This window comes from Siminovitchia sp. FSL H7-0308 (assembly GCF_037980985.1).
In the GTDB taxonomy this organism is placed as follows: Bacteria; Bacillota; Bacilli; order Bacillales; family Bacillaceae_C; genus Siminovitchia; species Siminovitchia thermophila.
The window spans coordinates 1,575,980-1,597,689 of sequence record NZ_CP150282.1; the positions used below are offsets into that span (position 1 = coordinate 1,575,980).

Annotated in this window: 20 protein-coding genes; 19 read left to right on the forward strand and 1 reads right to left on the reverse strand. The window is 43.4% G+C overall.

Features of this window, described 5'->3' with window-relative positions; translation table 11 throughout:
- From MHB50_RS07430 to MHB50_RS07495, 14 genes are all read left to right on the forward strand, one after another.
- Positions 1-417, forward strand: a complete 417-nt coding sequence (locus MHB50_RS07430) for an Asp23/Gls24 family envelope stress response protein (RefSeq protein ID WP_077111346.1) — start codon at positions 1-3, stop codon at positions 415-417.
- Between the two features lie 827 nt (positions 418-1,244).
- Complete coding sequence (gene nusB / locus MHB50_RS07435) at positions 1,245-1,649, forward strand: transcription antitermination factor NusB (RefSeq protein WP_339162927.1); 405 nt, start codon at positions 1,245-1,247, stop codon at positions 1,647-1,649.
- Positions 1,646-2,500: a bifunctional methylenetetrahydrofolate dehydrogenase/methenyltetrahydrofolate cyclohydrolase FolD gene (gene folD, locus MHB50_RS07440; protein ID WP_340085086.1), complete on the forward strand. Its 855-nt coding sequence runs from the start codon at positions 1,646-1,648 to the stop codon at positions 2,498-2,500. The genes nusB and folD overlap by 4 nt, the downstream gene beginning before the upstream one ends.
- A gap of 98 nt (positions 2,501-2,598) precedes the next feature.
- Positions 2,599-3,951 (forward strand): exodeoxyribonuclease VII large subunit, encoded by a 1,353-nt coding sequence (xseA, locus tag MHB50_RS07445; RefSeq protein WP_340085087.1) that lies wholly within the window; start codon positions 2,599-2,601, stop codon positions 3,949-3,951.
- Positions 3,948-4,178, forward strand: coding sequence for an exodeoxyribonuclease VII small subunit (gene xseB, locus MHB50_RS07450; RefSeq protein WP_077111341.1), 231 nt, complete (start codon positions 3,948-3,950; stop codon positions 4,176-4,178). The genes xseA and xseB overlap by 4 nt, the downstream gene beginning before the upstream one ends.
- Positions 4,175-5,059, forward strand: a complete 885-nt coding sequence (locus MHB50_RS07455) for a polyprenyl synthetase family protein (protein WP_340085088.1) — start codon at positions 4,175-4,177, stop codon at positions 5,057-5,059. The genes xseB and MHB50_RS07455 overlap by 4 nt, the downstream gene beginning before the upstream one ends.
- A 676-nt stretch (positions 5,060-5,735) precedes the next feature.
- On the forward strand, positions 5,736-6,341 hold the full coding sequence (locus tag MHB50_RS07460; RefSeq protein WP_340085089.1) for a hypothetical protein: 606 nt from the start codon (positions 5,736-5,738) through the stop codon (positions 6,339-6,341).
- Positions 6,342-6,356: 15 nt separating this feature from the next.
- On the forward strand, positions 6,357-8,249 hold the full coding sequence (gene dxs, locus MHB50_RS07465) for a 1-deoxy-D-xylulose-5-phosphate synthase (protein ID WP_340085090.1): 1,893 nt from the start codon (positions 6,357-6,359) through the stop codon (positions 8,247-8,249).
- A 3-nt stretch (positions 8,250-8,252) separates the two neighbouring features.
- Complete coding sequence (locus tag MHB50_RS07470; RefSeq protein ID WP_340085091.1) at positions 8,253-9,080, forward strand: TlyA family RNA methyltransferase; 828 nt, start codon at positions 8,253-8,255, stop codon at positions 9,078-9,080.
- 108 nt (positions 9,081-9,188) lie between these two features.
- Positions 9,189-9,638: a transcriptional regulator ArgR gene (argR, locus tag MHB50_RS07475; RefSeq protein WP_077111335.1), complete on the forward strand. Its 450-nt coding sequence runs from the start codon at positions 9,189-9,191 to the stop codon at positions 9,636-9,638.
- Positions 9,639-9,651: 13 nt separating this feature from the next.
- A complete protein-coding gene (gene recN / locus MHB50_RS07480) occupies positions 9,652-11,325 on the forward strand; it encodes a DNA repair protein RecN (RefSeq protein ID WP_077111334.1) in 1,674 nt (557 codons plus the stop codon).
- 121 nt (positions 11,326-11,446) lie between these two features.
- The gene (spoIVB, locus tag MHB50_RS07485; RefSeq protein WP_077111394.1) at positions 11,447-12,739 is read left to right on the forward strand and encodes a SpoIVB peptidase; all 1,293 of its coding nucleotides are present in this window, start codon (positions 11,447-11,449) and stop codon (positions 12,737-12,739) included.
- A 269-nt stretch (positions 12,740-13,008) separates the two neighbouring features.
- Complete coding sequence (spo0A, locus tag MHB50_RS07490; protein ID WP_077111333.1) at positions 13,009-13,797, forward strand: sporulation transcription factor Spo0A; 789 nt, start codon at positions 13,009-13,011, stop codon at positions 13,795-13,797.
- Between the two features lie 64 nt (positions 13,798-13,861).
- Positions 13,862-14,593: a glycerophosphodiester phosphodiesterase gene (locus tag MHB50_RS07495; protein ID WP_077111331.1), complete on the forward strand. Its 732-nt coding sequence runs from the start codon at positions 13,862-13,864 to the stop codon at positions 14,591-14,593.
- Between the two features lie 54 nt (positions 14,594-14,647).
- Here the strand turns inward: MHB50_RS07495 and MHB50_RS07500 are convergent, their stop codons facing one another.
- A complete protein-coding gene (locus tag MHB50_RS07500; RefSeq protein ID WP_077111330.1) occupies positions 14,648-14,884 on the reverse strand; it encodes a DUF2627 domain-containing protein in 237 nt (78 codons plus the stop codon).
- A 172-nt stretch (positions 14,885-15,056) separates the two neighbouring features.
- On the opposite strand from MHB50_RS07500, the gene MHB50_RS07505 reads away from it, so the two are divergent.
- The 5 genes from MHB50_RS07505 (at position 15,057) to MHB50_RS07525 (ending at position 21,115) form a co-directional block, all read left to right on the forward strand.
- Positions 15,057-16,154 (forward strand): Glu/Leu/Phe/Val dehydrogenase, encoded by a 1,098-nt coding sequence (locus MHB50_RS07505; RefSeq protein ID WP_340085092.1) that lies wholly within the window; start codon positions 15,057-15,059, stop codon positions 16,152-16,154.
- 63 nt (positions 16,155-16,217) lie between these two features.
- Positions 16,218-17,642, forward strand: a complete 1,425-nt coding sequence (gene lpdA / locus MHB50_RS07510; RefSeq protein ID WP_077111328.1) for a dihydrolipoyl dehydrogenase — start codon at positions 16,218-16,220, stop codon at positions 17,640-17,642.
- Between the two features lie 21 nt (positions 17,643-17,663).
- The gene (locus MHB50_RS07515; protein ID WP_077111326.1) at positions 17,664-18,677 is read left to right on the forward strand and encodes a thiamine pyrophosphate-dependent dehydrogenase E1 component subunit alpha; all 1,014 of its coding nucleotides are present in this window, start codon (positions 17,664-17,666) and stop codon (positions 18,675-18,677) included.
- Positions 18,674-19,657, forward strand: coding sequence for an alpha-ketoacid dehydrogenase subunit beta (locus MHB50_RS07520; RefSeq protein WP_077111324.1), 984 nt, complete (start codon positions 18,674-18,676; stop codon positions 19,655-19,657). The genes MHB50_RS07515 and MHB50_RS07520 overlap by 4 nt, the downstream gene beginning before the upstream one ends.
- A gap of 204 nt (positions 19,658-19,861) precedes the next feature.
- Positions 19,862-21,115 (forward strand): dihydrolipoamide acetyltransferase family protein, encoded by a 1,254-nt coding sequence (locus MHB50_RS07525; RefSeq protein ID WP_077111322.1) that lies wholly within the window; start codon positions 19,862-19,864, stop codon positions 21,113-21,115.
- Positions 21,116-21,710: the final 595 nt, after the last annotated feature.

Sequence of the window (21,710 nt, forward strand, 5' to 3'; positions counted from 1 at the left end):
GTGGAAGAAAACGTAAATATGTTGGAAATGAATCAGGACGATGATCAGGCTCACGGAAAAATCGAAATTGCCCCTGAAGTAATAGAGGTAATTGCCGGGATTGCGGCTTCTGAAGTAGAAGGGGTCGCCCAAATGCGCGGCAGCTTTGCGACTGGTGTAGTGGAACGACTTGGCAAGAAAAACCACGGAAAAGGCATTCGTGTTGAACTGGCCGAAGATGGCATAAAGGTCGATGTGTATTGCTTGATGAAATTTGGCGTTTCCATCCCGACAGTAGCTCAAAAGGTTCAAGATAATATTAGGCAGGCACTTTTGAACATGACTGCTCTGGAAGTCGAAGAAGTGAACATTCACATCGTTGGAGTGACATTTGACAATCCTAAACAAGAGCCGGAACAAGATTATCAAAACCAATAAAAAGAGCCAGAGGTGAAATCCCTTTGGCTTTTTCGTTGTTGGGAAATAGAAAAAATAATTCGATATTTTCACGAGGCTAATGCTCGGTTTTGTCTGACATCACTTTTGAAAAACGTCGCATTTTTTACAGGAAATATGCATTGTTTATTGCCGCAATGAACATATTCATTACCCGTGTACAATTACAGCGAGCAACGGTTTCCTTAACACAAGCTTTTTTAACAAAAAAGGAAAGCTCCTCTGTTGTATGACTATGCCTACGAAAATGGGCGTTAAACCATTGTCAGCGTTTCGTCTTCTCTCCGCGAAAAAGCCCCCGCTTTTTTTGCGTGGTTTTCTTTTAAGAGGAAGTAAGTTCAGAGCATGACGATAAGCAATAAAAAAGTTCCTGCGACATCGCTTTTTTTCGTAGAAGCTTTGTTCAGCTTGGCGCAAAAGTCCCACAAAGCTTATTTTGAAGAGCAAATACAGACTATTTTGGCTCGTTCGTCCCCGCTTTAACTCAGTGGGCAAACATCACCCGCTGCTAGAAATTTTGCCTTATCCCGCTTTAACTGGCAGTAAGGCCTCCTTTCAAGGCATCGAGGTAAAACGAGAAAAGGAATCGGGCTCCAACTTCCAAGCGCCCGATTGGCTTAGCTAGCAACCAGCGGGCAAAAAACAGGAAAAACAGCCGCTATTAGAAGTTTCGTGGCGTGTCCCAGCTTTACGTTGTTAAACGAAAAGCTTGTGCTTTTTCTCATGGAAGACGGCTTGATTTTCGCCCGTTGTGGTAAAATAAAAATAAATAAAATGGCCATTCGTTGAAAAAGGAGTTTTAGAAAAAGATGAAAAGAAGATTGGCGCGTGAAAAGGCGCTGCAGGCACTCTTTCAGATCGACATGAGCGGTGCCGATACAAAGGAAGCATTAAATCATGTTCTTGATGAAAGTCCCTCAGATGCATTTTTAGAGGAGCTTATATTTGGTACCGTTAAAAACATCGGGAACATCGATAAAGAAATCAGCAGACACTTGGAACGCTGGTCGATTGAGAGGCTGGCAAAGGTGGATTTAAACATTCTCAGGATCGGAACGTACGAACTGAAGTACTCTAATGTTCCTCCAAATGTAGCGATTAATGAGGCCGTTGAAGTGGCGAAAAAATTTGGGGATGAAAAATCGGGGCAATTTATTAATGGAATTTTATCAAAAATAAAAGGAGAGAAACTGGGGCGGGAGGAATCAACATGAATAATAAGACAATAAATGGAAAAGACATATCGAAGAAAATAAGGAGCGAATTGGAAGAAGAAGTGGCAGCCCTTATCGAAAAGGGCGTAAAGCCAGGGTTGGCAGTCATTTTAGTGGGGGATGACCCTGCATCCAAAACATATGTCAAATCCAAGCAAAAAAGCTGTCGAGAAATTGGCATGGAGTCCCTCTTAATCGAATTGCCTTCTGATACACCTGAAGAAACATTGTTGGCTGAAATTACAAAACTGAACGAAAATGATGCGATTCACGGCATTTTGGTACAACTGCCGCTCCCATCTCATATTTCAGAAATGAAGGTAATCGAAAAAATTTCACCGGAAAAAGATGTCGATGGATTTCACCCCATAAATATTGGCAGAATGATGACTGGCCAGGACACTTTCCTGCCTTGTACACCGTTTGGGGTAATGGAAATGTTAAAGCACACGGGAATTGATCCGGAAGGCAAACATGCTGTCATTATCGGCCGGAGCAATATTGTCGGAAAACCGATGGGACAGCTTTTACTCCGGGAAAATGCCACCGTGACTTACTGCCATTCCAGAACGGCAGATATGAAATCATTGACAAATCAAGCCGATATTCTCGTCGCCGCGGTCGGGAAGCCTAAAATGATCACAGCGGATTATATCAAAGAAGGAGCTGTTGTCATTGATGTCGGGATTAACAGGGATGAAAATGGCAAGCTATGTGGTGATGTCGATTTTGACGATGTAAAAGAAAAAGCCGCTTTCATTACACCCGTACCCGGAGGCGTTGGACCGATGACGATTACCATGTTGCTGTACAATACCGTTAAATCAGCAAAAAGGACTTTAAATCGTTAGCAATCAACAAGCAGACATTGTAAAATGAACATATGGATTGCACGGAAAGCTGTCACATTCATAAGGACAGCTTTTTTGCTGAAATAGGGGTAGAAAAAATGGAAAAACCAACATATTTAACGATTAAAGCTCTAACGAAATATATAAAGCGCAAGTTTGATGCCGATCCGCATCTTAAGGACATTCTCGTCAAGGGAGAAATATCCAATTTTAAAAGGCATTCGAGCGGTCATATGTATTTTACGTTAAAAGATGAGCACGCCCGCATTAATGCCGTCATGTTTTCCAGATTTGCTTCCAGCTTGAAATTCACACCGGAAAACGGCATGCATGTCCTTGTCAAAGGGAGCGTTACTGTCTATGAAATGAGTGGGCAGTATCAAATGTATGTAGCTGAAATGCAGCCGGACGGAATAGGGGAACTATATCTTGCTTATGAACAATTAAAAGAAAAGCTTGAAAAAGAAGGACTGTTTCATGAGGAGAAGAAAAAAACACTTCCCGCTTTTCCCGAGACGATCGGGGTCATTACATCTCCAACTGGAGCCGCAATCAGAGATATTATCACAACTTTGAAACGCCGCTACCCAATCGGAAAAATCATCGTGATTCCGGCAATGGTCCAAGGCGTAAATGCCTCGGGCTCCATTGCTCACGCCATTAGAAAAGCAAATGATAAAAATATTGCCGATGTACTTATTGTCGGACGTGGCGGAGGCTCTATAGAGGAATTGTGGGCTTTCAATGAAGAAATTGTGGCTAGGGAAATCGCGGCCTCGCATATTCCCATCATTTCAGCAGTAGGCCATGAAACGGACTTTACGATCGCAGATTTTGCGGCCGATGTAAGGGCGGCTACTCCGACAGCGGCCGCAGAACTCGCTGTCCCTCACATGAATGATTTGCTGGATCAGTTAATGCAGCGCAAAACAAGGCTTTACCAAAGCATGTCGGCAATTGTTAAAACAGGAAAAAGCAAGCTGAATTATTTGGAACAATCATATTTGTTTAGAAATCCCGAAAGAATATATGAACAAAAATGGCTTCATTTGGACAGATTGACAGAGAAGCTACATCATGCCCAAAACCATATTCTCCTCAAAAAAAAGCATCGTTACGAAGATCTAAGCAACGGACTTTCCAGGTATCATCCACTGTCAATCGTGAAGTCTGGAAAGGAAAGAGTTTTGCTGGCCGAACGAAGGCTTGCATTGGAATCCAAAGCTGTTTTTAAATCCAAAGCTGGTGAGTTTTCTGGAAAAGTGGCCACATTGGAAGCTTTAAACCCGTTAAATATATTGAGAAGAGGGTTTAATATAGCTTATACAGAGGAAGGGAAGCTGCTCAAAAGCATCCACCAATCGGAAAAGGGGGACAACTTGGCGATCCAGCTTGTGGATGGCAAGCTGTTTTGTACGATAAATGAGAAGGAAAAGGGGGCAAAAGAATGAGTGAGAAACTGACGTTTGAACAAGCTCTCGAAGAGCTGGAGGCTATTATCGTCCGATTGGAAGAAGGGGATATTCCCCTTGAAGAAGCTCTCGAAATGTATCAAAAAGGGATGGCATTATCTAAAATATGCCATGACAAATTAAAATTCGCGGAAGAAAAATTGACGAAAGTGTTGACCGAAGAAGGCGAAAAAGAGTTTCACATTCATGAGGAGGAGCAAGATTGACCACAGATTTGAACCAATTTATGGCCACGCACAAGGAATTATTAAACGAACAGTTGTTATTGAAAATCTCGGAACTTGAAGCTCCTCCCAAACTGAAGGACGCGATGTCGTACTCTTTAAAAGCCGGGGGAAAAAGAATCAGGCCCCTTTTATTATTTGCTGTCATTAAGTCATTTGGCAAAGATCCGATACTTGGGCTTCCCGCCGCCTTGGCCCTGGAAATGATTCATACCTACTCTTTAATTCATGACGACCTTCCAAGCATGGATAACGATGATTTAAGGAGAGGGTTGCCAACCAATCATAAAGTGTATGGAGAGGCGATGGCCATTTTGGCCGGAGACGGTTTGCTTACATATGCTTTTGAATTGATCGCCGCTGATACTTCTTTAAATCCTGCCACACGGGTCAGCATGATTCACCTACTGGCCCAATGCGCAGGTCCCGAGGGAATGGTAGGCGGCCAAGTGGCTGATATGGAAGGTGAAAACAAATCCCTGACAATAAATGAACTTGAAAATATCCACCACCGTAAAACAGGAAAATTATTATCGTTCGCCATTTTGGCCGGGGCCACAATCGGCGGGGCCGTGGAAGATCAAATCAGATCATTCCAACAATTTTCATATCATCTTGGCCTAGGATTTCAAATAAGTGATGATATTTTGGATGTTGAAGGCGATGAAGACGTATTGGGGAAACCGGTGGGAAGTGACACCGGCAGACAAAAAAGCACTTATCCTTCTCTACTTACGATGGAAGGAGCCAAAAAGCAGCTTCAGTACCATATTCATGAAGCGAAAGCGGCGTTAAGGGAGACGAAGCTGTCGACTGGCTTGCTCGAACAAATGACTGACTTGATTGCGGTTCGCACTTATTAGAAATCAGTTGGATCATTTGATATGAAAAAGCGATTATGTTATAATTTCTTAAGATTATGGGATGGTGCAGTATTCTAGTCATCCTACCGGTTCTGAAGGTGAGCCTAAAAATTCACTAAAGGGCACATCGATGAAGTTCCTTGTTTCGGCTTGAGGCGCCCAGCCTTGGGTTGGAGCTGGGAGTAAAGGTTTAAGGGCGATCCACAAAGGCATGTGGGCGTGGACCCTTTGCCGCGGAGGCTCCGCAGTCACTATATGTGAGAAAAAGCGGAGTATAGACCTGCAATGTGATGTGGGGCATCACTAGCAGCGTAGCCTGCCTTGCGTGAAGTTTGAGGGGATTATGGTTATAAGAATACGGAACGGTTGGCCATCGTCCCGTTTTCTTCCGTCCATATGAAATCAGCTTTGCAAAAGAGGCTAAGAACTTGGTTAAAGGTTGTTGAGGAAATCTCCTAGACTGTTCCAAAGGATATGATAAGGGGATTACAGTGCGGACTGAGTGGCAATCCAGTCTGACAGCTGGCGACACTGTCAAAGCGGGCTTAAAGGGAAACCGCCGCCATGGCGACATGCGGTACCTGCTTGGGAAAACCTACTGGACCTAAGCCGTAAACTTTACTCTTATGATAACCATCCAAACTAATTCCTATAAACGGTGAATGACAAACATATTATGAATGATCTGATAAAAAATTCTATAAAATGGAGTATAAGCATTGCCGTTATCACTTTTGTGTTAGCGGCTATTTTTTCAATTGCTTCAAACGGCATTTTGATCGGAGTGCCTTGGACTTTGGGCCTTCTTGTTGTTCTTGTAATTGTATGCATAGGAATCCTTTTTGACATGATAGGGATTGCAGCGGCGGCTGCCAATGAAACGCCCTTTCATTCAATGGCGGCAAGAAAGGTGCACGGTGCAAAGCATTCCATTTTAATTGTAAGAAACGCGGACAGGGTGGCAAGCTTTTGCAATGACGTCATTGGAGATATTTCCGGCATTATAAGCGGAACAGCATCTGCCCTTGTCGTTATTCAAATTGCCCAGTCCATTCATCTTCAGGTTACATCGGTTGAATACGCAATCAATGTGGGATTAGCGAGTTTTATTGCCGCTATAACCGTTGGCGGAAAGGCGTTAGGAAAATCCTTTGCGATTACATACTCGCGTGATATTATTCTCCATGTGGGTAAAATTTTGCAGTTCCTTGAAGATAGATTCCATCTGACAATCATCAAAGATCATAAGAAGAAAAGGCCGAAGCAAAAATCCAAGAAATGAAAGTGAGTGATCCGTTTGGATCTCATGTCAATTAAAGATCCCTCTTTTCTAAAGGAACTTGATATATGGCAGCTAGATGAACTTAGCGAAGAAATCCGGCGTTTCCTGATAGAAACATTATCCAGGACAGGGGGCCATATCGGTCCCAATTTAGGTGTAGTAGAGCTGACGATTGCCCTTCATAAATGTTTTGACAGCCCCAAAGATAAAATTATTTGGGATGTCGGGCACCAATCATATGTACACAAGATTTTAACGGGGAGAGCGTGCCAATTTGACACCCTCCGCCAATATAAAGGGTTGTGCGGCTTTCCTAAAATGTCCGAAAGTGAACACGATGTTTGGGAAACAGGACACAGTTCAACATCTTTGTCGGCGGCGATGGGCATGGCCATTGCACGCGATGTCAAAAAGGCAAATAATTATGTGGTTCCCGTCATTGGCGACGGAGCTCTAACTGGCGGTATGGCCTTGGAAGCTTTAAACCATATCGGCCATGAACAAAAGGATATGATTGTTGTTCTCAATGATAACGAGATGTCCATTGCCCCCAATGTCGGCGCATTGCATAACGTGCTCGGAAGGCTAAGGACGGCAGGGAAGTACCATTGGGCAAAAGAAGAACTCGATTACTTGTTGAAAAAGATTCCGGCTGTTGGCGGAAAATTGGCGGCAACAGCGGAAAAGGTAAAAGATAGCCTGAAATATATGCTTGTTTCAGGTGTGTTTTTTGAAGAACTCGGGTTCACTTATCTCGGACCCGTTGATGGTCATGACTTCGACTCATTGTTTGAAAACATTTCATATGCCAAGAAAACAAAGGGTCCCGTTTTATTGCATGTGATTACAAAAAAAGGGAAAGGATATGAACCCGCTGAACATGACAGAATCGGAACTTGGCACGGAACAGGCCAATATAAAATAGATACGGGAGACTTAATCAAGCCAGTCAATGCTCCGCCATCGTGGAGCTCATTGGTAAGTGAAACCGTCAGAAAGCTTGCCCGCAAGGACGAGCGAATTGTGGCCATAACCCCGGCGATGCCGGTCGGATCCAAGCTGGAAGGTTTTGCGGAGGAATTCCCCGATCGAATGTTTGATGTGGGAATTGCCGAGCAGCATGCGACAACAATGGCTGCCGGTCTGGCAACGCAAAAAATGAAGCCGTACTTGGCGATCTACTCTACCTTCTTGCAAAGAGCGTATGATCAGGTCCTTCATGATATCAGCAGGCAAAATCTGAATGTTTTTATCGGGATCGACAGGGCCGGTCTGGTGGGGGCAGATGGAGAAACACACCAGGGCGTATTCGATATCGCTTTTTTAAGGCATCTGCCGAACATGGTCATTATGATGCCAAAAGACGAAAATGAAGGCCAGCATATGGTCAATACAGCCATTCAATATGATGATGGGCCGATCGCTCTCCGTTTTCCCCGGGGGAACGGATATGGCGTCTCAATGGACTCTGAGTTGAAACAAATACCAATCGGTTCGTGGGAAGTATTAAAACAGGGAACAGACGCAGCGATTCTGACATTCGGCACGACCATCCCGATGGCCCTTGACGCCGCAAACAGGCTTGAAAAACAAGGCATTTCCGTTCAGGTCGTCAACGCCCGTTTTATCAAACCGCTTGATGAACAACTTTTGCATGGACTGTTACGGAGAAATATGCCGATATTGACGATTGAAGAAGCCGTATTACAGGGTGGATTTGGCAGTGCGGTGCTTGAGTTTGCGAGTGAACACGAATACCGCCATGCTTTTATTGACAGAATTGGCGTGCCCGACCGCTTTGTAGAGCATGGCAATGTGAAGGAACTGCTAAAAGAAATCGGGATGACACCTGAAAATATTGTCATGAAAATAAAGGCGCTCATGCCAAAAAAACAAAAAAGGGCGTAAGACATGAAAGTGAAGAAGACAAGGCTTGATTTGCTCTTGGTAGAAAGAGGCTTGATTGAAACAAGGGAAAAAGCGAAAAGAGCGATTATGGCGGGAATTGTATTTACAAACGAAACGAGGCTGGACAAACCCGGTGAAAAGGTCGAGATTGACATTCCCCTCACTGTTAAGGGGAATGTCATTCCTTATGTGAGCCGAGGCGGCTTAAAGTTGGAAAAAGCTATACAGCAGTTTCAATTGAATTTGAAAGATAAAGTTTTGCTGGATATTGGCGCTTCGACGGGCGGCTTTACGGATTGTGCGCTTCAACACGGGGCAAGACTGTCTTATGCCTTGGATGTGGGTTATAATCAGTTGGCGTGGAAGTTAAGACAGGATGAACGTGTTGTTGTAATGGAAAGGACAAATTTTCGCTATGTAACGCCTGATGCATTTTCCATCAAGCCTGATATGGCAGTGATAGATGTCTCTTTTATATCATTAACCTTAATCTTGCCTGTTTTAAAAAACATACTTGTCCCCAAAAGCGATGTCATCGCATTGATCAAGCCTCAGTTTGAAGCAGGCAAAGACCAGGTTGGTAAAAAAGGCATTATACGAGACGCGAAAATCCATGAAGAGGTCATTATAAAAATAAAAGAGTTTGCCATATCCGAAGGCTACGATGTCAAAAACCTTGCTTTTTCTCCTATTACCGGCGGTGAAGGAAACATTGAGTTTCTCATTCATTTACGATATGAAGGTGAAAAGGAGACAGGCAGTGACGATACCAGCGAGGAAGCGGCGGATATTGTACAACAGGCGCATAGTCAATTGAACAAGCCACAATGATTGGGCAATCTGTTATAGATTGCCCTTTTTTCAATGAAAAATTATAATACTAAATAATGATGGATAGCATAAAAATGCGATTTCATGTAAAGGTAAGAGGTGGAAAATATGAGCAAGGCACGGCGCCATTTAAAAATCCGGGAAGTGATCGGAAAAAAGGAAATTGAAACGCAGGACGAGCTTGTCGATTACTTGAAAAATCAAGGCTTTAATGTCACGCAGGCAACCGTATCAAGGGATATAAAAGAATTGCATCTGGTGAAAGTTCCCCTTCCGGACGGCCGGTATAAATACAGTCTTCCAGCCGATCAGCGGTTTAATCCGTTGCAAAAATTAAAACGGTCTTTGACGGAGTCTTTTATCGGAATAGATTATACAGAAAACTTTATAGTATTAAAAACACTTCCGGGTAATGCCCAGGCCGTCGGCGCACTGATCGATAACCTTGATTGGGAAGAAATAATGGGGACGATTTGCGGAGATGACACATGTTTGATTATTTGCAGGACACCCGAATATGCCGAGACAATCAATGAAAAGTTTATCAACATGCTTTAAGGGGAGGAATTCTTTGTTACAGGAATTGTCGATTAGAAACTTTGCCATCATTGATAAAATATCGATTTCTTTTTCGGAAGGGTTAACTGTCTTAACCGGAGAAACGGGGGCAGGAAAATCGATTATTATTGATGCGGTCCATTTATTGGTTGGCGGGCGGGGATCAGCTGAGTTTGTGCGGCATGGTGAAAAAAAAGCGGAAATAGAAGGCTTGTTTTTTATACATGATGAACATTCCTGTATTAAAAAAGCGTCTGAATATGGAATTGATGTAGAAGAAGGAATGGTCGTTTTGCGCCGGGAGATTTCAAACACCGGTAAAAGCGTTTGCCGGGTGAATGGAAAGCTCGTCACGATCGCTACAATGCGTGAGATCGGCAGCTCGCTCATCGATATCCATGGACAGCATGAGCATCAGGAATTAATGAATGATGCCTTACATGTATTGCTTTTGGATCAATATGGAAAAAAAGAAATCGTTCCTGCCCGGGAGCGTTACACAAATGTTTATGAAAAATACTTGGAAGTACAAAATAAAATCAAAGAGCTAAGCAAAACGGAGCAGCAAATGGCCCATCGTCTCGATTTACTGCAATTTCAAATGCGGGAAATTGAAAAGGCAAACCTTAAAATGAATGAAGATGACCTGCTTGAAGAAGAAAGAAAGCGGCTCGTTAATTTCGAAAAATTGTTTGGCTCTTTAAAAGACGGATACGAACAGCTTCAGGGAGATCAACGCGGCCTTGACTCTATAGGCCGTGCTATGAGCATGCTGGAAACAGCGGCTGAAGTTGACAGCAAATACCAATCCATCAAAGAGTCAGTGTCGAACAGTTATTATATGTTGGAAGATGCTGTTTTAACCATTAGAACTGAGCTTGATATGCTTGAATACGATCCAATGCGATTAAATGAAATTGAGTCGCGCTTGAATGAAATCAACCAGTTAAAAAGGAAATACGGTTATACAGTAGAACAAATTTTGGATTATTATGAGAAGATTAAGGAAGAAACCGAATCGATTCTCAATAAGGAAAGCCGCCTCGAAGAGTTACAAAAGCAGCTGGACAAGTTGAAAAAACAACTGATGGATATAGGCAATCATTTGACTAAAATCCGGAAAAAATGGGCAAACAAATTAACAAATGCCATTCATCGAGAATTAAAAGAACTGTACATGGACAAGACCGTTTTTGAGGTTACTTTTAACGAACAGCTCCCAAGTGGAAACGGGTTGGACAACATTCAATTTTACATTTCAACCAACCCCGGAGAGCCGTTAAAGCCTTTGTCCAAAGTCGCTTCCGGTGGAGAACTGTCGCGCATTATGCTGGCGCTCAAGACGATATTTTCGACAAGAGTCACTTCCGTCATATTCGATGAAGTGGATACGGGTGTAAGTGGCCGGGTCGCGCAAGCAATGGCAGAGAAAATGTACAAAATATCCGTTAATTCCCAAGTCCTTTGTATTTCCCATTTACCGCAAGTTGCTGCAATGGCGGATCATCATATGCTTATTGCCAAAGAGATCATTCATAAAAGAACACGAACAACGATTAAAAACTTGACTGAAAAAGAAAAAATAAAAGAAATTGGCCGCATGATTTCTGGAACCGAGATAACTGACATTACAAAAAGGCATGCCAAAGAATTGCTTCAATCTGCCTATACCATTAAAAAGCCTTAAAAAAAATGAAAAGCTATCCTTCATTGGACATCTTTTTTTCTCGCCCCCAGTTATAAATGCACGTTCTGGAGGTCACATTATAACTGTGGACTAGAAGGCGAGGAGAGTGAAAAAGAAACTGATGAAAGAGCGCTTAAGAAAAATAACAGGTGTAATTCTCCTTGTATCTCTAATCATGATTGGCTTTTCCAAGCCGTTTCAACAATATGTTCACATACCTCTAAGTATCACGATGTTCGAAGGGGATAAGCAGGCATTTCCAAAGTCGGGTGCTGTTGCAGCTTCAGCTGATGCGGTAGACACGTTTACGCTTGAGGATCAAGATGAGGCTGTATCCCTAAAAGGGGAAAACAGCGGAAAAGATGAAATGATCCTTCAGCTTGCGGGTTTGCCCATGAAAAAGGTAAACGTGAATGTATTGAAACAGTTCAAAGTACTCCCGGGCGGGCAGTCCATTGGCGTCAAAATGAATACGCTGGGTGTCCTCGTTGTCGGACATCACCTTGTCACCAACAATGACGGGAAATTTTCTCCTGGGGAAGAGGCCGGCATCAAGGTAGGCGATATGATCACTGCGATTGACGGAAACAAAATTAAAAGCATGAACGAAGTGGCCCGTTATGTGGAAAATGCCGGCGAGAATGGAAAGCCGCTTAATATGACGATTCGCCGAGAACAGGAACAATTTGAGACAAAACTTGTCCCGATAAAAGACGAAAAGGAACAGGTCTTTAAATTGGGTTTGTATATCAGAGACTCCGCTGCAGGCATTGGAACAATGACTTTTTATGATCCAAATTCGAAAAAATACGGTGCCCTCGGCCATGTTATATCGGATATGGACACGAAAAAGCCCATTATTGTAGAAGACGGTCAAATTGTTGAATCAACGGTAACTTCCATTGAAAAAGGAAAACATGGAGATCCCGGAGAAAAACTGGCTCGTTTTTCCGGCAATAAAGAAATCATTGGAAACATCACCTTAAACAGTCCGTTCGGCATATTTGGAACGCTAAAAAAAGACATTAAAAACGGCGTCATGGACACGCCGCTCTCCATTGGGCTGGCCCATCAAGTACAGGAAGGACCGGCCAAGATTTTAACTGTTACAGACGGGAATGAAGTAAAAGCGTACGACATTGAAATTGTCAGTACGATTCCACAAAAATTCCCGGCAACAAAGGGAATGGTCATTAAAGTAACAGATAAAGATCTGCTGAATAAAACAGGTGGAATCGTTCAGGGGATGAGCGGGAGTCCGATCATCCAAAACAACAAGCTGATCGGCGCAGTAACTCATGTATTTGTAAATGATCCGACTTCCGGCTATGGTGTCCATATTGAATGGATGCTGCATGAAGCGGGCATTAACATTTATGAAGAAGGTCAAGAAAAAATGGAAAAAGCTGGTTAAGGGGGCATATGCATAGCCCCCATTTTTTTTGTATGTAAAAGGGCTATCACAGAAAATCAGTTTTCACTGACTTTCTGGACAGCCCTGTTTTTTATGCAAATAATGTTGGTTTATGACGAAATAGGTGGAAGAAAATAGCAAATATCAGCTTTCTTTGTCTTTTTCTCTTATTTTTGAAATATAAAAAGGATTTTACCTTTTCTTGGCGTAATTGTCTGTTAGAATAAATTTATAAATAAATCCGTTTGAGACTTAGGGAGGAACTAAAATTGAAGAAAATAAAAGTCGCACTTGTAGATGATAACCGCGAATTAATTTCTTTGCTTGTGGAGTACATGTCCACCCAAAGTGACATCGAGATTGTCGGAACTGCGCATAATGGGCAAGAATGCCTGAACTTGCTGGAGAAAGTTGATGTCGATGTGTTGATTTTGGATATTATTATGCCTCATTTGGATGGTCTTGGCGTATTGGAAAGAATTAGGGAGTCTGAAACAATTCCGTTTCCGAATGTTATTATGTTGACGGCATTTGGGCAGGAAGATGTAACAACAAAAGCAGTGGAACTCGGTGCATCTTACTTCATTTTAAAACCGTTTGATATGGAATATCTGGTGAACCATATACGCAATGTGAGCGGGAAAGGCACACGAGCCGTAAAATCCGCCACCACCCACACAAAGAAGCAAGGCGAGGATAAAGCGAAAAACCTTGAAGCAAGCATTACATCCGTTATTCATGAAATCGGTGTTCCCGCCCATATCAAAGGCTATTTGTATTTAAGGGAAGCAATATCAATGGTATATCATGATATTGAATTGCTTGGGGCCATTACAAAAGTGCTTTATCCAGATATCGCCAAAAAATACAATACGACAGCAAGCCGTGTTGAAAGAGCGATTCGCCATGCAATTGAAGTGGCATGGAGCCGCGGGAATATTGATGCCATTTCATCCCTGTTTGGCTATACGATCAGCATGTCCAAAGCCAAGCCTACCAATAGTGAATTTATCGCGATGGTTGCCGACAAGCTAAGGCTTGAACATAAGGCGTCATAATTATTTCTTCTTTATAACATTTTAAAAAATCATTAGGGTGTAGACCCTTTGAGGTGGTAAGCAGATGACATACATACTAGCACATCGAGGATCTGCGGGCACTCACCCGGAAAATACGATGGAAGCTTTTATTGCCGCGGAAAAGGCGGGAGCAGACGGGATTGAATTGGATGTCCAACTGGCGGCGGATGGAGAAATTGTCGTCATACATGATCTAACTGTCGACAGAACGACAAATGGCAGTGGCTATGTAAAAGATTTTACTTTTGAACAGCTCCGGAAATTAAAAGCGAATTTTCATTCTACCCATTTTTTTAAAAAAGCCGCACGCATTCCTTCTTTGCGGGAAGTGTTTGAATGGCTGGAAGGGAATGGCCTTATATGCAATGTGGAGTTGAAAAATAACGTAAAGGCTTATAAAGGTTTGGAAGAAAAGGTGATTAGTCTTATCAGGGAATTTTGCTTGGAAGGGCGGGTCATCATTTCTTCCTTTAACCACAATTCACTCGTTCATTGTATCCAATTGGCGCCTGATATCCAAACGGCTCCGCTGTATAAAGAAGTTCTTTTTCGACCGTGGGATTATGCCCGGACGCTCCAGGCAAGCGGCATTCATCCAAATTTCAAATGCATTTCCCCTGAAGACATAGAGGCAGCCATGGATTGCGGGATTGCGGTTCGGCCTTACACGGTCAATAAAGAAAAAGATATGAGAAAGCTATTTGCCATCAATTGTTCGGCCATTATAACAGATTATCCGAAAAAGGCATATCGAATCAGGAATCAATACCCATAAAAGGTCTGCATATACTGCAGATCTTTTATTAGGTAAAGTTGCCAGCTGTATAGGTTATCTTTTTTTGAAGCGTTCCTGTACCTTATTTCTTTTTCGGTCCCGATGTAAAATAAAACCTCCTATAAAACCTAAGCCGACAATAAAAAAAACAAGCCCGGCAAGAAATTGAATCCCCAAACTCGGAAAAGGAGACTGTAAAATTCCGAACAGCATATCCCTCATCAATTTGATGCCATAGCCAGCCAAAATCCCTGGGAGCAATAATATAATAAGTGCAATAATTCGTGCCATATACATCTCCTTGAAAAAATACTTCAAAAAAATCATATCCTATCGGTAACATTTGTCAAGCACCGAGCTTTTCGTTACAATCAATGATGATAAGTCTCATTCATATTTCCAGTACAGTCGGCAGACGGCTTCAATAAGCAACTTCATAAATAAGAAAGTGGGGGGTTGTCCGGTGAACATATTTCAAAACCTGGCAGAGCATGACTATGAACAATTGGTATTTTGCCATGATGAGCAGTCTGGGTTAAAGGCCATTATAGCTATTCATGACACTACTTTGGGTCCCGCCCTTGGCGGCACAAGAATGTGGACATACGATAGTGAAGAAGCGGCCATTCAGGATGCATTGCGGCTCGCAAGGGGAATGACTTATAAAAATGCAGCAGCCGGCTTAAGCCTGGGTGGCGGAAAAGCTGTGATCATGGGTGATCCGAAAAAAGACAAAAATGAAGAGATGTTCAGGGCTTTTGGGCGATACATACAAGGATTAAACGGGCGCTATATCACGGCAGAAGACGTTGGAACATCTGTCCAAGATATGGATCTCATCCATGAAGAAACGAATTTTGTTACCGGAATTTCTCCGGCATTCGGTTCGTCCGGAAATCCGTCCCCGGTCACCGCCTATGGCTGCTATGTCGGAATGAAAGCAGCTGCCAAAGAGGCATTTGGAACAGATTCGTTAGAGGGCCGAACAGTGGCTGTCCAAGGTGTCGGCAATGTTGCCTTTGAGCTATGCCGTTACTTGCACGAAGAAGGTGCCCGTCTTGTTGTGACGGATATTAATAAGGAGGCTGTAAATCGCGCAGTAGAAGCTTTTGACGCAAATACTGCTGATCCGAGTGATATCTATGGAGTAGAGGCAGACATTTTTTCTCCTTGTGCCCTTGGAGCCGTGATTAATGATGATACAATCCCGCAATTAAAGGTAAAAGTCATTGCTGGTTCCGCAAACAATCAGTTAAAAGAAAATAGGCACGGCGACATCATACATGAAAAGGGGATCGTTTACGCCCCTGATTATGTCATTAACGCCGGTGGGGTAATTAATGTGGCGGATGAACTTTACGGATATAATAAAGAGCGGGCGTTAAAGAAGGTGGAAACGATATACAACAATGTTGAGAAAGTGATCATGATCTCAAAACGGGATAACATCCCTACATATATGGCGGCTGATCGCATGGCAGAAGAAAGAATAGAAAAGCTAAAAATTTCCAGAAGTCAGTTTTTATTAAATGATAAGCACATTCTCCATCACCGGATTTAGACAAGTTTTTTTAGGAAAAGTTATGAGTGTCATGTCTGAAAATGGGGTATGAGGAGGTAAGAAATGGCAAAAGAGTATGACCTCGTTATTATCGGCGGGGGTACAGGGGGATATGTTGCTGCCATCCGCGCTTCACAGTTGGGTCTCAAAACGGCACTTGTGGAAAAAGACCGGATCGGCGGCACATGTTTGCATAAAGGTTGCATTCCGAGTAAAGCGCTGCTTCGCACCGCAGAAGTATATGCAACAGCTAAACGAAGTGAGGACTTTGGCGTAACTGCTGAAAGTGTCCATTTGAATTTTGCAAAAGCGCAAGAAAGAAAAAATGGTATTATCGCCACGCTGTACAAAGGTGTGCAGCATTTAATGAAAAAGGGAAAAATTGATGTTTATCATGGTATCGGCAGAATTTTGGGCCCTTCCATTTTTTCTCCACTGCCGGGCACTGTTTCAGTGGAAATGGACAGTGGTGAAGAAAATGAAATGCTTATTCCGAAAAATGTCATCATTGCCTCCGGGTCGCGACCAAAATCTTTGCCGGGGCTGGACATTGACGGTACATCTGTTTTAACGTCTGATGAAGCACTGGAATTAAAGCAGCTTCCAAAGTCTGTTTTAATTATTGGCGGAGGAGTGCTCGGCATCGAATGGGCTTCCATGCTATCGGATTTTGGGTTGGGAGTAACCATTATGGAATATGCAGACCGCATTTTGCCTAATGAGGATCGTGATATTTCCAAAGAAATGCAAAGAATTTTAAAGAAAAAGAAGGTCAAGGTAGTTGCCAATGCCAAGGTCCTTCCTGAAACAATACAAAAAATGAATGGTTCGATCGCCATTTCTGCCATTGTCAAGGGAGAGGAGCAGACTTTTGCGGCCGAAAAAATACTCGTTTCCGTAGGACGCCGGCCAAATACGGAAAATCTCGGTCTGCAAAATACAGATATCGAGCTTGACAACGGATTTATTAAAGTGAATAAAAACTACCAAACGAAGGAATCGCATATTTATGCGATTGGAGATGTGATTGGGGGGCTCCAGCTTGCTCATGTGGCTTCTTATGAGGGAATAAAGGCTGTCGAGCATATTACGCGCCAAGACCCATCACCTATTCAATATAAAGACGTGCCGAGATGTGTTTACAGCAATCCGGAAATAGCAAGTGTCGGCTTAACGGAAGAAGAGGCCAAGGAGCTGGGACATCAAGTCAAAACAGGAAATGTTTCATTTAAAGCAATTGGAAAGGCACTTGTGTATGGCGACACGGACGGATTTGTAAAAATAATCGCCGACGTAAAGACGAATGATATTTTGGGAATACATATCATTGGCCCTCATGCAACGGATATGATATCGGAAGCCGGGCTTGCGCGAATCCTGGATGCAACGCCATGGGAGGTCGCAAACTCCATCCATCCACACCCGTCATTAAGCGAAGCGATCGGAGAAGCCGCCCTTGCTGTTGACGGACAGGCTATCCATTCATAAATTACACGGGGGGGAAAATAAATGGCAAAAAATCGTCATAAAGAACTCGGATTAAGTGATCAGGAAGTATTGAACATGTATGAGGTAATGGTGCTCGCCCGGCGGATTGATGAGCGGATGTGGCTCTTGAATCGTTCCGGAAAGATTCCGTTCGTCATTTCATGCCAAGGCCAGGAAGCGGCTCAAGTGGGGGCGGCTTTCGCGCTTGATCGTCAGCAAGATTACATACTTCCTTACTATCGGGATCTTGCCGCCGTATTATCATTTGGCATGACACCAAAGGAAGTACTCCTTTCCGCTTTTGCCAAAGCGGAAGATCCCAATTCCGGAGGACGGCAAATGCCCGGACATTTTGGGCAAAAGAAAAACAGGATCGTGACAGGATCGTCGCCTGTTACAACACAAGTTCCCCACGCTGTTGGCGTGGCGCTTGCTGCGCGTATGGATAAAAAAGATCTTGTTGCTTTTGTTACGTTTGGAGAAGGCTCATCAAACCAAGGTGATTTCCATGAAGGAGCCAATTTCGCAGGGGTTCATAAACTCCCTGTTATTTTCATGTGTGAAAACAACAAATATGCCATTTCAGTTCCGGTTGAAAAACAGCTCGCTTGTGAAAAAGTATCGGATCGCGCAGTTGGATACGGCATGCCGGGAATCACAGTCGATGGCAATGACCCTCTTGAAGTGTACAAGGTTATCAAGGAAGCGAGAGAACGGTGCATGAGAGGAGAAGGCCCGACATTGATTGAAACGATGTGCAACAGGCTTACTGCACATTCATCAGATGATGATGATCGCTTTTATCGGTCTCCAGACGAGGTCGCAAAGGCGAAAAGCCAAGACCCGATTATTTTGTTTGGAGCTTACTTAAAAGAAAGTGGCGTCATGACAGATGAAATGGAAAAAGAAATCAACGATCGGGTCATGAAACAGGTGAACGAGGCGACGGATTATGCGGAAGAAGCTCCGTATGCAGCCCCGGAACACGCCTTGAAGTATGTGTATTACGAAGGGGAGCAGGGGGAACTTTTATGACGGTTATCTCTTATATTGAAGCAGTAACGATGGCGCTGAAAGAAGAGATGGAGCGGGACGATAAAGTATTCGTGCTTGGTGAAGATGTCGGGAGAAAGGGCGGGGTGTTTAAAGCAACCCAAGGGTTGTATGAGCAGTTCGGAGAAGAACGGGTCATTGATACGCCCCTTGCCGAATCAGCGATTGCCGGCGTCGGAATCGGTGCTGCCATGTACGGATACAGGCCGGTTGCCGAGATGCAGTTCGCTGATTTTATTATGCCTGCCATCAATCAAATTATATCCGAAGCCGCCCGTATCAGGTACAGATCGAACAATGATTGGAACTGTCCGATTGTCATTCGCGCTCCATACGGAGGGGGAGTGCACGGCGCGCTTTATCATTCCCAATCGGTGGAAGCCATTTTTGCGAATCAGCCTGGTTTGAAGATCGTCATGCCTTCAACCCCATATGATGTGAAAGGCTTGTTGAAGGCAGCCATCCGCGACGAGGATCCGGTGCTGTTTTTTGAACATAAACGGGCATACAGGCTCATTAAAGGGCATGTGCCGGAAGAGGAGTACATCGTGCCTATCGGAAAAGCAGATGTGAAACGTGAAGGAGATGACATTACGGTCATCACATACGGATTATGTGTCCATTTTGCGCTTCAGGCTGCCGAACGTTTGGCGCAAGACGGTATTGAAACTCATATTTTGGATTTGCGAACAGTTTATCCGCTAGATAAGCAAGCCATTATTGATGCTGCATCCAAAACGGGAAAAGTTCTGCTTGTAACGGAAGATAATAAAGAAGGCAGCATCATGAGCGAAGTGGCAGCGATTATCTCCGAGCATTGTCTTTTTGATCTGGATGCTCCAATAAAGAGGCTTGCTGGCCCGGATGTTCCAGCTATGCCTTACGCGCCGACAATGGAAAAGTATTTTATGGTCAACCCTGACAAAGTCGAAAAAGCGATGCGGGAGCTTGCAGATTTTTAAGTATTCAATATAGTAGCCCCTACCATTTTTAATGGGGGAGGGCCGCTACTTAGCAGAGAAATACTATTAAGCTTCCGGCGGATGTTGCACATTTTTCACCGGGCTTATTGTCAAACAAATTCAAAATCCGGACGGTAATGATGCCGATGCGGAAATTGGTTGGGGCTTGACTCGAAAATCAAGCATAAAGGGAGCTGGTTCATTTTGGCTTTGAAAAATATTACAATGCCGCAGTTGGGTGAAAGCGTCACTGAAGGAACAATCAGCAAATGGCTCGTCAAACCGGGGGATCACGTCAATAAATATGATCCGATTGCTGAAGTGTTGACAGATAAAGTGAATGCCGAAATCCCTTCTTCGTTTACAGGAACGATTAAAGAACTGATTGCCGAGGAAGATGAAACACTTGCTGTCGGGGAAGTTATATGCACAATTGAAACAGAAGGTGGAGGCGCTAAAAACAAGCCAGAGGCCGAAAGTGCCCCTTCTGTTGCCAAGCAAGACACTTCCTCTCCTCAAAACACTGCGGACGAAAAGAAACCGAAAAAGCAAAGAGCCAAAGCGCGTTATTCTCCTGCAGTTGTCCGGATGTCCCAGGAATATAACATTGATTTGTCCCAAGTGACAGGAAGCGGTAGAGACGGCAGGATTACCCGCAAGGACTTGCAAAGATTGATCGATTCCGGCAACATTCCAAAAAGCGGAGAAGCGACAAAAGAGCCTTTCTTGCAAAAAACCGCAATACCGCATTCCACTGGGGATGTTGACATTCCTGTTACCGGCATTAGAAAGGCGATTGCCGCAAATATGGTGCGCAGCAAGCAAGAAATTCCGCATGCCTGGATGATGATCGAGGCGGATGTAACAGATCTTGTCAAGTACAGGGACGCTATAAAAGAAGATTTTAAACGCCAGGAAGGATTCAACCTTACTTATTTTGCGTTTTTTGTCAAAGCTGTTGCCCAAGCGTTAAAAGAGTTTCCAATGATGAATTCCATGTGGGCCGGAGACAAAATCGTCCAGAAAAAAGACATCAATCTTTCCATTGCTGTCGCAAGTGAAGATTCGTTATTTGTCCCGGTCATAAAACATGCAGACGAACAATCAATTAAAGGAATTGCCAAAGAGATTCATGAGCTGGCTGTCAAAGCGAGAACCGGCGCCTTACAAAAAGAAGATGTGGAAGGCGGCACTTTTACAGTGAATAATACAGGGTCATTCGGCTCTGTCCAGTCTATGGGGATCATTAATTATCCGCAGGCAGCGATCTTGCAGATTGAATCGATTGTAAAGCGGCCGATTGTCATAAGCAACAATGCCATTGCTATCCGTGACATGGTCAATATGTGTTTGTCACTGGATCACCGGATTCTTGACGGGCTCGTTTGCGGCCGTTTTTTAAAGCGTGTTAAGGAAATTTTGGAAAATATGTCGAAAGAAAATACTTCAGTATATTAAAGATTTTTCGAGTTTGGGACATAAGCAAATACGAAATAGCAAAAGCCGAACAATTCATTTATAATTGTTCGGTTTATTTGTGTTGAGAAAAACTTGGCTTGTCGCCAATCTTTTAGCGAAAGCCATCGTTTTTCTTATACTATAATCCATAAACATTTTATACTCTCTTATAGTGTAAAAAAATCCCTATCATCGCTACGTCAACATATTTCGCTTTCCGCAGGTCTCTTCAACATCCTTGGAAAGCAAAGGTCGCTTTTCCTGCGGGATCTTCATCTCGAGCTATTCCCGTAGGAGTCTACCTATTTTGACGACGCTAAAAGCTTGCGCATTATACACAGGGACCATTGATCCGGCATGTAAGGTGCCATATACACTACTTCAAAATCTTGAGTGAATACAAAAGGTCTAAGTGTGAGAAAACGGCACCTAAATGCTCGATTGGTTCAACTAACATTCAGTAGGAGCCCTACTGAATGAAGTTTCACTTGATCCGGCATGTAAGGTGCCATATACACTACTTCAAAATCTTGAGTGAATACAAAAGGTCCAAGTGTGAGAAAACGGCACCTAAATGCCCGATTGGTTCAACTAA

Bases quoted from the DNA above. Each gene is read 5' to 3' on its own strand.
- xseB (WP_077111341.1), top strand. From the start codon at position 3,948: ATGAGTGAGAAACTGACGTTTGAACAAGCTCTCGAAGAGCTGGAGGCT.
- MHB50_RS07520 (WP_077111324.1), top strand. From the start codon at position 18,674: ATGACGGTTATCTCTTATATTGAAGCAGTAACGATGGCGCTGAAAGAA.
- folD (WP_340085086.1), top strand. From the start codon at position 1,646: ATGAATAATAAGACAATAAATGGAAAAGACATATCGAAGAAAATAAGG.
- MHB50_RS07500 (WP_077111330.1), bottom strand. From the start codon at position 14,884: ATGGCACGAATTATTGCACTTATTATATTATTGCTCCCAGGGATTTTG.
- MHB50_RS07515 (WP_077111326.1), top strand. From the start codon at position 17,664: ATGGCAAAAAATCGTCATAAAGAACTCGGATTAAGTGATCAGGAAGTA.
- MHB50_RS07470 (WP_340085091.1), top strand. From the start codon at position 8,253: ATGAAAGTGAAGAAGACAAGGCTTGATTTGCTCTTGGTAGAAAGAGGC.
- xseA (WP_340085087.1), top strand. From the start codon at position 2,599: ATGGAAAAACCAACATATTTAACGATTAAAGCTCTAACGAAATATATA.
- nusB (WP_339162927.1), top strand. From the start codon at position 1,245: ATGAAAAGAAGATTGGCGCGTGAAAAGGCGCTGCAGGCACTCTTTCAG.
- spoIVB (WP_077111394.1), top strand. From the start codon at position 11,447: ATGAAAGAGCGCTTAAGAAAAATAACAGGTGTAATTCTCCTTGTATCT.
- MHB50_RS07495 (WP_077111331.1), top strand. From the start codon at position 13,862: ATGACATACATACTAGCACATCGAGGATCTGCGGGCACTCACCCGGAA.
- MHB50_RS07460 (WP_340085089.1), top strand. From the start codon at position 5,736: ATGAATGATCTGATAAAAAATTCTATAAAATGGAGTATAAGCATTGCC.
- argR (WP_077111335.1), top strand. From the start codon at position 9,189: ATGAGCAAGGCACGGCGCCATTTAAAAATCCGGGAAGTGATCGGAAAA.
- lpdA (WP_077111328.1), top strand. From the start codon at position 16,218: ATGGCAAAAGAGTATGACCTCGTTATTATCGGCGGGGGTACAGGGGGA.